Source organism: Roseovarius maritimus (genome assembly GCF_043355895.2).
In the GTDB taxonomy this organism is placed as follows: domain Bacteria; phylum Pseudomonadota; class Alphaproteobacteria; order Rhodobacterales; family Rhodobacteraceae; genus Roseovarius; species Roseovarius maritimus.
In genome coordinates this window covers 301260-312941 of record NZ_JBHFPF020000001.1, presented here as the reverse complement: position 1 = coordinate 312941, position 11682 = coordinate 301260, and the positions used below count along the sequence as shown (strand labels likewise).

The following is an 11682-nucleotide window of genomic DNA, read 5'->3' as shown; positions in this document are numbered from 1 at the left end:
ATCTGGCCAACTCATTCCCCCCGCAACACCATATCTGGTGGCACGCTATCCGAATTGGCCGCGCGGTAAAACTGCTAAAGCGGGGACGGGCCGGGCCATGGGCGGCGCCGCGCCGCCCGTCTGGCGGCCATTGCACTCGGGGCGAAAATGCGCAGAGTCCGGCGCAGAGAGTACATGACACGCATCGGCGCATACCGGGCCCAGCGGCCCGGTCGCCACAGCCTTTCAGGAGCCACCACATGACCGCACCCGCATCCACCCGGATCATCGAGACCGATTTCGACATGCTGGCCGAGGCCAAGGGCCGCATCGCCGTCGTGATCGGCAAGGACGGCAAGCTGGGCGCAGGCGCGCGGCGCATCAACAAGCTGACCAGGGGCGCGCTGGCGCGGATGATCGAGAGCGGCGCGCTGGAAGACATGAAATCGGGCGACGTGAAAACGCTGGCCTGGCCTGCGGGCCTCAAGGCCGAGGCGGTGGACGTGCTTTGCCTTGAGCGGGGCGCCAAGGAGGTCGAGGCGCGCAAGGGCGGCGCCGCGTTGGGCAAGCTCTTGGACAAGGGCGGCATGACCGTGCTGGCCGCGCAGCAGCGCCGCCCAGTCGATCTTATGCTGGGCCTGATTCTGCGGGCCTACAGCTTTACCGACCGCAAGACGGACGAGAAGAAAACGCTGGGCGAGGTGACGATGATGGTCGCAAAGCCTGATGAGATGAAAGCGGAGGCGGAGGCCGCGCGCGCCGTGGCCGAGGGCGTCTTTTTCACCCGCGATCTGGTCAGCGAGCCTGCCAATCATCTGACCACCACCGAATTCGCCAAGCGCATCAAGGATATGGAGAGCCTCGGCCTCAAGGTGACCGTGCTGGAGGAGGACAAGCTGGAGAGCCTCGGCATGGGCCTTTTGCTGAGTGTAGGCCATGGCAGTGCCAGCCCTTCCAAGGTGGCCGTGATGGAGTGGAATGGCGGCGCCAAGGGTGATGCGCCCCTCGCGCTGGTCGGCAAGGGCGTTGTCTTTGACACCGGCGGCATCAGCCTCAAGCCCGCTGCCGGCATGGAGGACATGACGATGGATATGGGCGGCGCGGGAGTCGTTGCGGGCGTGATGCGCACGCTGGCGCTGCGCAAGGCCAAGGCGAATGTCGTCGGCCTTGTCGGGTTGGTCGAGAACATGCCCTCGGACCGGGCCACGCGCCCCGGCGACGTGGTGACCTCGATGAAGGGCGACACGGTCGAAGTCATAAATACCGACGCCGAGGGTCGCCTCGTTCTGGCGGATGTCATGTGGTACGCGCAAGAAACCTACAAGCCGCGCGCGATGGTCGATCTGGCAACGCTAACAGGGGCCATCATCATCGGGCTTGGCCACGATAATGCGGGCGTTTTTTCGAATGACGACACGCTCGCGGGCGATTTCCTTAAGGCGGCGGGTGCCGAGGGCGAGGGCGCGTGGCGCATGCCGATGGGCAAATCCTATGACGACCAGCTGAAAAGCCAGATCGCCGACATGAAGAATGTCGGCGGGCGTCCCGCAGGCTCGATCACCGCAGCGCAGTTCCTGCAACGTTTCGTGCAGGAGGGGACGCCTTGGATGCATCTGGACATTGCTGGAGTAGCGTCGGTCAAAGACGGCACGGATTACGCTCCCAAGGGCGCGACCGGTTGGGGCGTCATGGCGCTGAACCGGCTTGTCGCGGATTCGGAAGACCGGGCGTAATGGGCGTCGCCTATTTCTATCACCTGACGCGCGCGCCGCTGGAAGTGACCTTGCCGATGCTTCTGGGCAAGGCACGCGGCGCGGGTTGGCGCGTGGCCGTGCGCGGGTCCGATCCAGCGCGCATGGATGCGCTGGACGAGGCGCTGTGGAATGCTGGGGGTGACGATGCCTTTTTGCCCCATGGCCGCGCGGGCCAGCCGCATGAGGCGGATCAGCCCATCCTGCTGACCACGCTGACCGATATGCCCAACGGTGCCAGTTGCCTGATGACGGTCGAGGGCGCCGAGGTGCAGCCGAAGGAGGTGCAACGCCTTGACCGGGTTTGCGTGCTTTTCGATGGCAATGACGAAGCCGCTTTGGCCCATGCGCGCACGCAGTGGAAGGCGCTGACCGACGCGGGCTGCGCCGCGCAATACTGGTCCGAGGCATCTGGCCGGTGGGAGAAAAAGGCAGAAAAAGAACCCGCCGCGTCCTAGGACGGGCGGGCAAGTCTTACGTTCATAGTTGTCTCGCTGCGTTTATTCGCTGCGCAGCGGGATCTTGTCCTTGTTCAGATCATAGCTCCACGGCAACTCGCTGTTTTTCCAGCCATTCTTGAGCCGCCAGGGCCCGCGCGGATCGTCCTTGATCGAGCCGCCCTCGAAGCCGTCGACCACGACATAGACCTCGCTCAGCCCCAGCCCGTCCAGCGCATTGGCCGAGGGCGCGCCGCGCGTGCCGCCCGAGCGGCACATGAGGATGACGGGCGTGTCCTTGCCCATGCCGCGCTCTTCCATCGCGGCCGCGACTCCGGCGGCGAAGCCCGGGTTCTTGCGCATCTGCAGAACGGACTTTTTTGGATTCCAAGCCGTGGGATCGACCAGCATGAAGGGCACGTTCACATCCACGACGTCGGTAAAGCCGGTGAACATGATCTCGATCGGCTCTCGCACATCGACGAAAAGCACCTCGTCGCCGCGGGCCGTTTTCATCTCGTAGGCCTCGCGGGCGGTCAGGTAGAGGCCCCACTCGGTCTGGTGGGCCGGGTTTTCGGGTTCTTCCGCGGCATAGGCGCCGCCGCTCAGCATGGCTGCGGCCAGCGCGGCGCTGATCCATGTCTTCAGCATCGGATTATCCTCCTTGATGTGTCAAAACGACAGGACGCGTGCATCGGGATCCATCAGGCGCGCGGCCATTGCGGGCGGTTTGGCAACAGTGACACCGTCCAGCAGCACGTCCGCCTCGGCACCCTTGCCGGGCAGGTAGATTGCGCAGACCTCAATGGTCGCGCCGGCCTCCTGGATTTTCTGTATCAGGCCCTGCGGGCTCATGCCCATGGGCGGCTGAGCTGCTGTCGCGCTTTCGGGTGCGTCCTTGAGAGCGATGTCACCACCCGGACCGCACAGGAGCATATGGCCCGTCGCGCCCCCCTTGATGGATTGCATCGTCAGGACCATGCCCATCAGCTGCGTTTGCGCATCTGCACTGCTGATGACGGTCACGACCTTCGTGGGGGCATCCGCGGCAGAAGCGGGCAGGGCAGCGGCGGCAAAACCGGCGGCGCAGAGGGCGAGGGCGGGTATCAGGCGCATGGGAATATCTCCTTGAAACAATGTATGCTCATTCTTGAATATAATCGCCAAAGTGTCCCGCAGATTGATCTCAATCAATCTGCCCTGCGGTGGGGTGTCGCAGCCTGTGTCTCACCGCTCGAGGATGAGCTTACCGCCAGTGATCTGCATGTTGGTGAACCGCTCGAGATAGCCCATTCCGAGCAGCGACTCGCGCAGCTCGCCAGAATTCACGACGGCGCGCACATCCCGATCCGTGATCCCTTCGACCGAAAGGCTGTCGAGGCGCACGGGCGCGGTGCGCACGATCCCGTTCGCGGTGCTGGCCTGCCCGGTGAAATTCAGATCCTCGGGATGCAGTCCCGCCGAAATCGCGTCATCTCGGCTGAGCACGATATCGCTGGCGCCGGTATCCACGACAAAACGGATCGGCGCACCGTTCACCTCCGCAGCCAGGTAATAATGCCCGTCTGCTGCGCGAGGCAGCTCGATCCGGCCAGCTTCCGAGCTGACCAACTGGCGTGGCGCGACGGTGCCGCTGATCTCGTCCCACAGGCCGATGGCAGCGATGACGCCGATGAAGATCAGCCCCCAGACCGCAGCCTGCTGCACCGTCTTGCCCAGCGAATTGCGGTTGGCGGCAAAAAACCAGATCATGACGGCGCTGCCGAGCACGACCAGATAGATCAGGTTGGCGGTATCAAAATCAGGGTTCATGCACCCAAGATAAGATGCGCAGGGCGCTTTCGCCAGATGATCCGGCGCGCATTATGCCGCAATGCCGAATCCGCGCAGACCATCCAGCACGAATTGGACTGCCAACGCTGCCAAGAGCATGCCAAGGACGCGGGTGACAACGGCAATGCCCGTCTTGCCAAGCGCCCGCTCCAGCATCCCGGCACCCAGAAACGAGATGAAGACCAGCGTCATCACGAAGAGCATCGTGCCCAGCACCCATGCCAAGCCTGTCATGCCGCGGTGCTCGCCTGTCAGCAGGATGATCGTGGCGATGGCGCCGGGGCCCGCGATCAGCGGAATGGCCAGCGGAAAGATGGACGGGTCGTCATGATCGTCCTGCTCGGCCGTATCCTCGCGCCGCGCAGTGCGCCGCTGGAACAGCATGTCGAGCGCGGTGAGGAACAAAAGGATGCCGCCCGCGATGCGGAAGGCGGGCATGGAGATACCGATGAAGCCCAGCACCGCCTCGCCGAACGCGCCGAAGACGCAGAGAAGGGCCGCGCCCATCAGGCAGGCGCGGATCGCGATCACGCGGCGCATATGCCTGTCCATGCCTCGCGTCAGCGCCAGAAACAAAGGCGCCAGCGCGAACGGGTCAAGCACGATGAAGAGCGTGACGAACGTGGTGATGAGGGCGGCGCTTTCCATGCTTATCCTTACCGTCTCAAGGCGGGGTTGGCTATCACGCCTCTGCGCGTTCCAGCTTTTCCAGCGCGCGCATCCAGAGGGACTCGGCGCGGTCCTGCGCCTCCATCACCTCGGAATACTTCTTTTGCCAGACGGTCGCCTCGTCCTTGTTGTCTTCGTCATACATGGCGGGATCGGCCAGTTTCCTGGCCAGCTTGTCAGCCATTGTGTTCAGCTTTTCAACGCGTTCCTCACATTTCCTCACGTCCTGCTTGAGCGCGGTGATGGCGTCCTTCGTGGGGCGTTTCGGCTTTTGCTCCTTGGGCTTCGGTGCAGGCTTGTCGCCCGCCAACAACATCGCGCGATAGCTCTCAAGATCGCCCTCATAGGCCGAAACGCCGCCATCCTTGACCAGCCAGAGGCGGTCGGCGACGAGGGATAGCAGGTGCATGTCGTGGCTGACGAGGATCACGGCGCCCGTATAGGCGGTCAGTGCCTCGACCAGCGCCTCGCGCGATTCGATGTCGAGGTGGTTGGTCGGCTCGTCGAGGATCAGCATATGAGGCGCGTCGATGGTGGCCAGCATCAGGCTCAGCCGCGCTTTTTGCCCGCCCGAAAGCTTACCCACCAGCGTTTCCGCCTGCTCGGCGCCTATGCCGAATCCGCCAAGGCGCGCGCGCAGGCGCGAAGGCGTCTCGCCGGGGCGGAGGCGCCGGATATGGTCGATGGGCGTCTCATCGACGTGCAACTCTTCGACCTGGTGCTGCGCGAAGAAGCCGACGCGCAGCTTGGACGATGTGGTCATCTTGCCACCCATCGGCTGAAGTTTTCCCGCCAAGAGCTTGGAAAGGGTGGACTTTCCCTCGCCGTTCTTGCCCAAAAGCGCAATGCGGTCATCCTGGTCGATGCGCAGATTCAGGCGCTGCAGGATCGGCTTGCCGTCATAGCCGACCGAGCCGCCCTCCATATGGATGATGGGCGGTGACAGCTCTTCGGGCGACGGGAAAGTGAACTTCTTGAGCGCGGCCTCCTGCGGGGTCGTGATCGGCTTCATCTTGGCGATCATCTTGAGGCGCGACTGGGCTTGCACGGCCTTCGATGCCTTGGCGCGGAAGCGGTCGACAAAGCTTTGCAGATGGGCGCGGCGCGCCTCCTGTTTCCTGGCCTCGGATTCGGCGGCGGCCAGCCGCGCGGCGCGCGTCTCGGCGAAGGTGTCATAGGCGCCCTGGTAGAGCGTCAGCTTCTTGTCCTCGAGATGCAGGATCGAGCCGACGGCGCGATTGAGCAGCCCTCGGTCATGGCTGACAATGAGGACAGTGTGCGGATAACGCGCAAGGTATGTCTCAAGCCAGAGCGCGCCCTCGAGGTCGAGATAGTTCGTCGGCTCGTCCAGCAACAGCAGATCGGGCTGCGAAAAAAGGACAGCGGCCAGCGCAACGCGCATCCGCCATCCGCCGGAAAAGGCCGAGCAGGGCTGGCGCTGCTGATCGTCATCAAAGCCGAGGCCCTTGAGGATCGAGGCCGCACGCGCCTCGGCGCCCCAGGCGTCGATATCGCTCAGCCGCGTCTGCACCTCGGCGATGCGGGTGGGGTCGGTCGCCGTCTCGGCCTCGGCCAGAAGGGCCGCGCGCTCGGTATCGGCGGCGAGGACAGTGTCGATCAGCGACACCTCGTTGCCCGGCACCTCTTGGCTGACGCCACCAATGCGGGCGCGCTGGGGCAGGGTGATACTACCCCCTTCCAGCGCCAATTCGCCCCGGATGATGCGAAACAGCGTGGTCTTGCCCGTCCCGTTACGGCCCACGATGCCCACCTTATGCCCGTCAGGGATGGTGGCCGAGGCGTTTTCGATCAGCGGGCGGCCCGCGACGGAATAGGATATGTCATCAATGCGCAGCATGCGCGGAGCGATGGCCGACCGCTCCGCCCTTGTCAACGGGTGGCGTTACTCCAAGAGGGTTGCCAAGCCATCGGCAGGATAGGATTTGAACCCGGTGAGCAGGCTTTCTCCCTCATCGCGGAAGACGAAGACGTGGATTTCGTCATGCCGCAATGTCGCTCGGCAGAAAACGCCCTCCTCGGCCAATGCGCTGGGGCAGGTCTCGAGGTCGACATGGGCGACGGCGATTTCGAACTGCTCATAGGTGAGGGGCATTGGCTCTTGGCCCAGTGCAGGCGCGGCGAGCAGAACGAGGGCTGATGCGATGGCGGAACGTGTAAACATGGGTCGGTGTCCTGTGGTGAGTCGGTACTCTGCTATAATCTGACTAAAATAGTTGGATTTGAAAGCGGACTTTCAGGTCAAGATGTCGCACCCCGAATAGGTCTTTATCCCATGGCGCCTGCGTGATACCGCCACCGCCATATCATCACCCACACACATAGAGGCTGACATGGCTAAAGAACGTACCCTGAGCATCATCAAACCCGACGCGACCAAGCGCAACCTCACCGGCAAGATCAACGCCAAATTCGAGGATGCCGGTCTGCGCATCGTTGCGCAAAAGCGCATCCACCTGACCCCGGCGCAGGCGGGCGAGTTCTACAAGGTCCACGCCGAACGTCCGTTCTACGGCGAGCTGTGCGAATTCATGGCCTCCGGACCGGTCGTCGTTCAGGTCCTGGAAGGCGAGGGCGCCATCGCCAAGAACCGCGAAGTAATGGGCGCGACCAACCCCGCCGATGCCGCCGCCGGCACCATCCGCGCCGAATTCGCCGAGAGCGTTGGCGAAAACTCGGTCCACGGCTCGGACGCGCCCGAGACGGCGAAAGAGGAAATCGCGTATTTCTTCTCGGGTCTCGAGCTGGTCGGCTAAGCGCCAGGTCGTTTAGAGATCACACCGATCTCATTGAGGGCCGCATCCATCTGGGTGCGGCCTTTGCTATTGGAAACAGAGGTTTGCGCGGCGCTTTTGATCTGGTCAAACCGGGTGCGCAGGGCGGCCTTCTCATCCCCTTGGCAATCGTTCCACGGGCGGCCTTGCAGGCCCATGACCATGGCATAAAATCCAATGAAATGCGGCTGCATTCCCGCCGCGATCAGGCGCGCATAAGCGGCATCAGCCCCAAGCGCACGCAGTGCCTTGGCTGAATGGATGCCTGCGCGGGCGCAGGCCGCCTCGACGGCGGGGCCGAGGTTTCGAATGGATGAGACGGGATCGGGAGCGGCGCTCATCTGAGCAGCCTAGCGCCCGATCCTTGTGCGTGCCAGAGATTAGATGCTGGCAAAATCGCTGAAGACTTGCCGCGAGATGATCTGCGGTTTCGTCTTGGACGGGCGCGCTGCTTGGCGCTGTGTCGTGGTTTGGGCGGGTTCGGTGGCCTTGGCCGATTGCGGCTTGGGGGCGGGGGTCGAATCTGGCATCGGAGTGCTCCTGAAGAAAGGGTCACGCGCCGGAGGTATTTCCAGCTGGCAGCTGGTGTGATTCCCCATGCTCGCCGTGAACCGGGGCGTGAATGCGGTGCAATTGCGGCAAAATTTGGGCAAAGACAATATGCAAAGAACCGCATCGGCAAGGCAGGGCCGATGCCCTGCCAAGCTGTTGTCATGCCATCATTTTTTCCACAGTTTCACCGAAGGCTGATGGGGTGGGCACAATTGTCACACCGGCGCCTGACAGGATTTCGACCTTTTCTTGCGCCGACTCGCCGAAGGCCGACACGATCGCGCCCGCATGGCCCATGCGCCGGCCTTTGGGCGCCGACAGGCCCGCGACATAGGCCGCGACAGGCTTGGTCATGTGATCACGGATATATTCGGCCGCTGCCGCCTCTTGCGGGCCGCCGATCTCGCCGACCATGACGACTGCATCGGTGCCCTCATCCTGCTCGAAGAGCTCGAGGATATCGCGGAAGCTGGATCCGTTGATGGGATCGCCGCCGATACCGACAGAGGTGCTGACGCCGATGCCGCGCGCCTTCATCTGGCTGGCGGCCTCGTATCCCAGCGTGCCCGAGCGGCTAACTATGCCGACGCGGCCCGGCAGGTAGATCGAGGGCGGCATAAGTCCCGCAAAGGCCGCACCCGGCGAGATAATCCCGGCGCAGTTCGGTCCGATCAAGCGCATCCGGCGCGCTTCCTTGTAGCGGCGCATGTAGCGTTTGACGCGGATCATGTCCTGCGTGGGAATGCCGTCCGCGATGCAAACACAGGTCTCGATCCCGGCATCCGCCGCTTCCATGATCGAATCCGCTGCAAAAGGCGGGGGGACGAAACTGATGGCGAAGGTCGCGCCTGTCTCGGCCACCGCACCCTTGACCGTGTTGAAGACCGGCAAGCCGTTATGCAGCGTGCCGCCTTTTCCAGGGGTCACGCCGCCGACAACATTGGTTCCGTAGGCGCGCATATCCTCGGCGTGAAAGCTGCCGATGCGGCCCGTGAGGCCGAGAACCAGCACCTTGGATGTCTTGTCTATCAGGATGCTCATCGTGTTGCCTCCGCCGTGGTGGATGGATTTCCGGTTGCCTTCCAGGCCGTGACAACCTTGTTCGCAGCCTCGGCCAGCGTCTCGGTCGTGGTGATGTTCAGCCCGCTTGTCGCCAGGACCTTGCGCCCCTCATTCACATTCGTACCCGACAGGCGCACGACCAGCGGCATGGTCAGCTCAAGCTCCTTGACCGCGCGCACAACACCCTCGGCGATCCAGTCGCAACGGTTGATGCCCGCAAAGATGTTGACAAGGATCGCCTCGACCTTGGGATCGTTCAGCACCGCCTTGAAGGACATCAACACCCGTTCCGGGCTGGCCCCGCCGCCGACATCAAGGAAATTGGCCGGCTCGCCGCCCGACATCTTGATCATGTCCAGCGTCGCCATGGCGAGGCCCGCACCGTTCACGATACAGCCGATATGGCCCTCGAGGCCGATATAGCTGAGGCCGCGATCCTCGGCATAGGTCTCGCGCGGGTCCTCTTGGCTCTTGTCGCGCAGCTCGGAAATCTCGGGGTGGCGGAAAAGCGCGTTGTCGTCAAAGCTGAGCTTGGCGTCCAACGCGACGATCTCGCCCGATTTGGTGACGACCAGCGGATTGATCTCGACCATGGCGGCGTCCATTTCGTCCATCGCGCGATAGGCGCCGGTGATTTGCTTGACCGCTTGGGGGATCAGCGCGGGCTCCAGCCCCAACTGAAACGCGATCTCGCGCGCCTGAAACGCCTGCATCCCCACCGCCGGATCGACAACCGAGCGGATGATGCTGTCCGGCTCGTCCGACGAGATATCCTCGATCTCCATCCCGCCCTGAGCTGAGGCAACGACGACGACGCGCTCCTCGGTGCGGTCCATGACGAAGCCGAGGTAAAGCTCCTGCGCGATATCGGTTGCCTCCTCGATATAGAGGCGCCCTACCAGCTTTCCGCCGGGGCCGGTCTGATGCGTGACCAGCTTGCGGCCCAGCATCCAGGCGGCGGCATCTGCAATCTCGTCATCCGTGCTACAAATCTTGACGCCGCCCGCCTTCCCGCGCGCGCCGGAATGGATCTGCGCCTTGACGACGACACGCTCGCCCGACAGTTCCTGCGCGCGGTAGACCGCCTGCTCGGGGGAATAGGCGATGCCACCTCTAGGTACGTTGACGCCGAATTTCTTCAGCAGGTCCTTGGCCTGATATTCGTGGATATCCATGGCGCTACCTCATCCCTTGGCCGCGATGGCATCGGCCACCTGCAGCACGTTGTTGGCCATGCGCTCGCTGGCGGCGTCGATCATCTTGCCGTCGAGGCTGGCCGCCCCCTTGCCTTGCGCTTCGGCCTTGCGCAACTCCTCGATGATGCGCCGCGCACGGGTGACTTCGGCTTCGGGCGGGGAAAAGGTTTCATTCGCCAAAGCGATCTGGCTGGGGTGGATAGCCCATTTGCCTTCGATCCCCAGCGCCGCGGCGCGCTTGGCCGAGAGTGTGTAGCCGTCCGGATCGTTGAAATCCCCGAACGGCCCATCGATGGCGCGGAGCCCGTAGGCGCGGCAGGCGACGGTCATGCGGGATAGCGCGAAATGCCACTGATCGCCGGGATAGTCGGGGTTCAGCCCGCCGATGACAACGGTGCGCGCCCGGTTCGAGGCCGCGTAATCCGCCACGCCGAAATGCAGCGCCTCCAGCCGCCCGGGTGCGGCGGCGATCGCCTCGACATTGGCCATGCCAAGCGCGGTCTCGATCAGCGCCTCAAGGCCGATCTGATGTGTGAGCCCCATCGCCTCCTCGATCTGGCTGACCATGGTTTCCACGGTGTAGAGGTCGCCCGGCACGCCCACCTTTGGCACCAGGATCGTGTCCACATGACTGCCGGCCTGTTCGAGAATATCCACGACATCGCGATACATGTAATGGGTGTCGAGGCCATTGATGCGGATTGACATTGTCTTGCCCTTAGCGCGCCAGTCGATGTCGTTCAGCGCCTCGATAATGTTCTTGCGGGCCTGAGCCTTGTCGGGCGGCGCGACGGCATCTTCAAGGTCGAGAAAGATGTAATCGACATCGCTATCGGCGGCCTTTTCGATCATCGACGGGTTCGAGCCTGGCACGGCCAGCTCGGATCGCTGCAGGCGCTGTTTCTTGAGCGGGTGCAAGGTGTAGCTCATGTCGGTATCCTCCCTCGGATCATGTCACGAGGGCCAGACTGCCGCAGACCGCGCGTGCCGCCTACTTTCGCACGGGTAGCTTTGCGAGGTCCGGGAGGGCGCTTTGCTGCGAACGGGTAGGGCGGCGCTACCCGGGCCGGGCGCTATGGCATGCAGCGGGATGCGGAATGCCTGCGCATTCCGAATGCGGAAAACGAATGTTTTCCGTTAGAGCACGATGCGCACCGGCTCGTTGTTGCAAAAGATGATCATCTGACCGGCGTTCTCGACCGCGTGATAGCCGCGCCGCTGCAGTTCCGCGACAAAGCGGGCGCGTCCGACATAGCGGTCGATATGATCGAGCTTGCGGCGCAGGACACGGCCATCGCGTGCGGCCTGCGTGCCGAAGACGCCGCGCATCCATTGCTCGGGCGTCAGGGGAATGGCGGCGTTCATGCTCATGCCCCGACTGTCGCCGGGGCATGGTTAATAAAGGCTTGAA

General features: G+C 63.4%; 15 protein-coding genes. 3 read left to right on the top strand and 12 right to left on the bottom strand.

The window, feature by feature from the left end:
- Window positions 1-239: 239 nt before the first annotated feature.
- Both ACEWPM_RS01530 and ACEWPM_RS01525 read left to right on the top strand, forming a co-directional pair.
- Complete coding sequence (locus tag ACEWPM_RS01530; protein ID WP_393960717.1) at window positions 240-1712, top strand: leucyl aminopeptidase; 1473 nt, start codon at window positions 240-242, stop codon at window positions 1710-1712.
- A complete protein-coding gene (locus ACEWPM_RS01525) occupies window positions 1712-2188 on the top strand; it encodes a DNA polymerase III subunit chi (protein ID WP_393960716.1) in 477 nt (158 codons plus the stop codon). Before ACEWPM_RS01530 ends, ACEWPM_RS01525 begins: the two co-directional genes overlap by 1 nt.
- Window positions 2189-2230: 42 nt before the next feature.
- On the opposite strand, the gene ACEWPM_RS01520 is transcribed toward ACEWPM_RS01525, so the two are convergent.
- The 6 genes from ACEWPM_RS01520 to ACEWPM_RS01495 form a co-directional block, all read right to left on the bottom strand.
- A complete protein-coding gene (locus tag ACEWPM_RS01520) occupies window positions 2231-2818 on the bottom strand; it encodes a rhodanese-like domain-containing protein (RefSeq protein WP_393960715.1) in 588 nt (195 codons plus the stop codon).
- A gap of 21 nt (window positions 2819-2839) precedes the next feature.
- Window positions 2840-3283, bottom strand: coding sequence for a DsrE family protein (locus ACEWPM_RS01515; RefSeq protein WP_393960714.1), 444 nt, complete (start codon window positions 3281-3283; stop codon window positions 2840-2842).
- 111 nt (window positions 3284-3394) lie between these two features.
- Window positions 3395-3979 carry a retropepsin-like aspartic protease family protein gene (locus tag ACEWPM_RS01510; RefSeq protein ID WP_393960713.1) on the bottom strand — a complete coding sequence of 195 codons (585 nt, stop codon included), beginning with the start codon at window positions 3977-3979 and terminating at the stop codon, window positions 3395-3397.
- Window positions 3980-4030: 51 nt separating this feature from the next.
- A complete protein-coding gene (locus ACEWPM_RS01505; RefSeq protein WP_393960712.1) occupies window positions 4031-4648 on the bottom strand; it encodes a MarC family protein in 618 nt (205 codons plus the stop codon).
- A 34-nt stretch (window positions 4649-4682) separates the two neighbouring features.
- Window positions 4683-6527 carry an ABC-F family ATP-binding cassette domain-containing protein gene (locus ACEWPM_RS01500; RefSeq protein ID WP_393960711.1) on the bottom strand — a complete coding sequence of 615 codons (1845 nt, stop codon included), beginning with the start codon at window positions 6525-6527 and terminating at the stop codon, window positions 4683-4685.
- A gap of 45 nt (window positions 6528-6572) precedes the next feature.
- Window positions 6573-6851 carry a hypothetical protein gene (locus tag ACEWPM_RS01495; protein ID WP_393960710.1) on the bottom strand — a complete coding sequence of 93 codons (279 nt, stop codon included), beginning with the start codon at window positions 6849-6851 and terminating at the stop codon, window positions 6573-6575.
- 169 nt (window positions 6852-7020) lie between these two features.
- Between ACEWPM_RS01495 and ndk the strand changes: the two genes are divergently transcribed.
- A complete protein-coding gene (gene ndk, locus ACEWPM_RS01490; protein WP_377169175.1) occupies window positions 7021-7443 on the top strand; it encodes a nucleoside-diphosphate kinase in 423 nt (140 codons plus the stop codon).
- On the opposite strand, the gene ACEWPM_RS01485 is transcribed toward ndk, so the two are convergent.
- The 6 genes from ACEWPM_RS01485 to ACEWPM_RS01460 all read right to left on the bottom strand — a co-directional run bounded on the left by ACEWPM_RS01485 (window position 7440) and on the right by ACEWPM_RS01460 (window position 11636).
- Window positions 7440-7802 carry a TfoX/Sxy family DNA transformation protein gene (locus tag ACEWPM_RS01485; RefSeq protein WP_393960709.1) on the bottom strand — a complete coding sequence of 121 codons (363 nt, stop codon included), beginning with the start codon at window positions 7800-7802 and terminating at the stop codon, window positions 7440-7442. The genes ndk and ACEWPM_RS01485 overlap by 4 nt on opposite strands.
- A gap of 39 nt (window positions 7803-7841) precedes the next feature.
- Window positions 7842-7991, bottom strand: a complete 150-nt coding sequence (locus tag ACEWPM_RS01480; protein WP_393960708.1) for a hypothetical protein — start codon at window positions 7989-7991, stop codon at window positions 7842-7844.
- Window positions 7992-8172: 181 nt separating this feature from the next.
- Window positions 8173-9054 (bottom strand): succinate--CoA ligase subunit alpha, encoded by an 882-nt coding sequence (gene sucD / locus ACEWPM_RS01475; protein ID WP_393960707.1) that lies wholly within the window; start codon window positions 9052-9054, stop codon window positions 8173-8175.
- Window positions 9051-10250 carry a malate--CoA ligase subunit beta gene (locus ACEWPM_RS01470; protein WP_393960706.1) on the bottom strand — a complete coding sequence of 400 codons (1200 nt, stop codon included), beginning with the start codon at window positions 10248-10250 and terminating at the stop codon, window positions 9051-9053. Before ACEWPM_RS01470 ends, sucD begins: the two co-directional genes overlap by 4 nt.
- Before the next feature lie 9 nt (window positions 10251-10259).
- Window positions 10260-11201 carry an HpcH/HpaI aldolase/citrate lyase family protein gene (locus tag ACEWPM_RS01465; protein WP_393960705.1) on the bottom strand — a complete coding sequence of 314 codons (942 nt, stop codon included), beginning with the start codon at window positions 11199-11201 and terminating at the stop codon, window positions 10260-10262.
- Between the two features lie 207 nt (window positions 11202-11408).
- Window positions 11409-11636, bottom strand: coding sequence for an N-(5'-phosphoribosyl)anthranilate isomerase (locus ACEWPM_RS01460; protein WP_420767989.1), 228 nt, complete (start codon window positions 11634-11636; stop codon window positions 11409-11411).
- Window positions 11637-11682 lie beyond the last annotated feature (46 nt).

Coding starts and splice junctions, on each gene's coding strand:
- ACEWPM_RS01530 (WP_393960717.1), top strand. CDS start 240: ATGACCGCACCCGCATCCACCCGGATCATCGAGACCGATTTCGACATG.
- ACEWPM_RS01525 (WP_393960716.1), top strand. CDS start 1,712: ATGGGCGTCGCCTATTTCTATCACCTGACGCGCGCGCCGCTGGAAGTG.
- ACEWPM_RS01520 (WP_393960715.1), bottom strand. CDS start 2,818: ATGCTGAAGACATGGATCAGCGCCGCGCTGGCCGCAGCCATGCTGAGC.
- ACEWPM_RS01515 (WP_393960714.1), bottom strand. CDS start 3,283: ATGCGCCTGATACCCGCCCTCGCCCTCTGCGCCGCCGGTTTTGCCGCC.
- ACEWPM_RS01510 (WP_393960713.1), bottom strand. CDS start 3,979: ATGAACCCTGATTTTGATACCGCCAACCTGATCTATCTGGTCGTGCTC.
- ACEWPM_RS01505 (WP_393960712.1), bottom strand. CDS start 4,648: ATGGAAAGCGCCGCCCTCATCACCACGTTCGTCACGCTCTTCATCGTG.
- ACEWPM_RS01500 (WP_393960711.1), bottom strand. CDS start 6,527: ATGCTGCGCATTGATGACATATCCTATTCCGTCGCGGGCCGCCCGCTG.
- ACEWPM_RS01495 (WP_393960710.1), bottom strand. CDS start 6,851: ATGTTTACACGTTCCGCCATCGCATCAGCCCTCGTTCTGCTCGCCGCG.
- ndk (WP_377169175.1), top strand. CDS start 7,021: ATGGCTAAAGAACGTACCCTGAGCATCATCAAACCCGACGCGACCAAG.
- ACEWPM_RS01485 (WP_393960709.1), bottom strand. CDS start 7,802: ATGAGCGCCGCTCCCGATCCCGTCTCATCCATTCGAAACCTCGGCCCC.
- ACEWPM_RS01480 (WP_393960708.1), bottom strand. CDS start 7,991: ATGCCAGATTCGACCCCCGCCCCCAAGCCGCAATCGGCCAAGGCCACC.
- sucD (WP_393960707.1), bottom strand. CDS start 9,054: ATGAGCATCCTGATAGACAAGACATCCAAGGTGCTGGTTCTCGGCCTC.
- ACEWPM_RS01470 (WP_393960706.1), bottom strand. CDS start 10,250: ATGGATATCCACGAATATCAGGCCAAGGACCTGCTGAAGAAATTCGGC.
- ACEWPM_RS01465 (WP_393960705.1), bottom strand. CDS start 11,201: ATGAGCTACACCTTGCACCCGCTCAAGAAACAGCGCCTGCAGCGATCC.
- ACEWPM_RS01460 (WP_420767989.1), bottom strand. CDS start 11,636: ATGAACGCCGCCATTCCCCTGACGCCCGAGCAATGGATGCGCGGCGTC.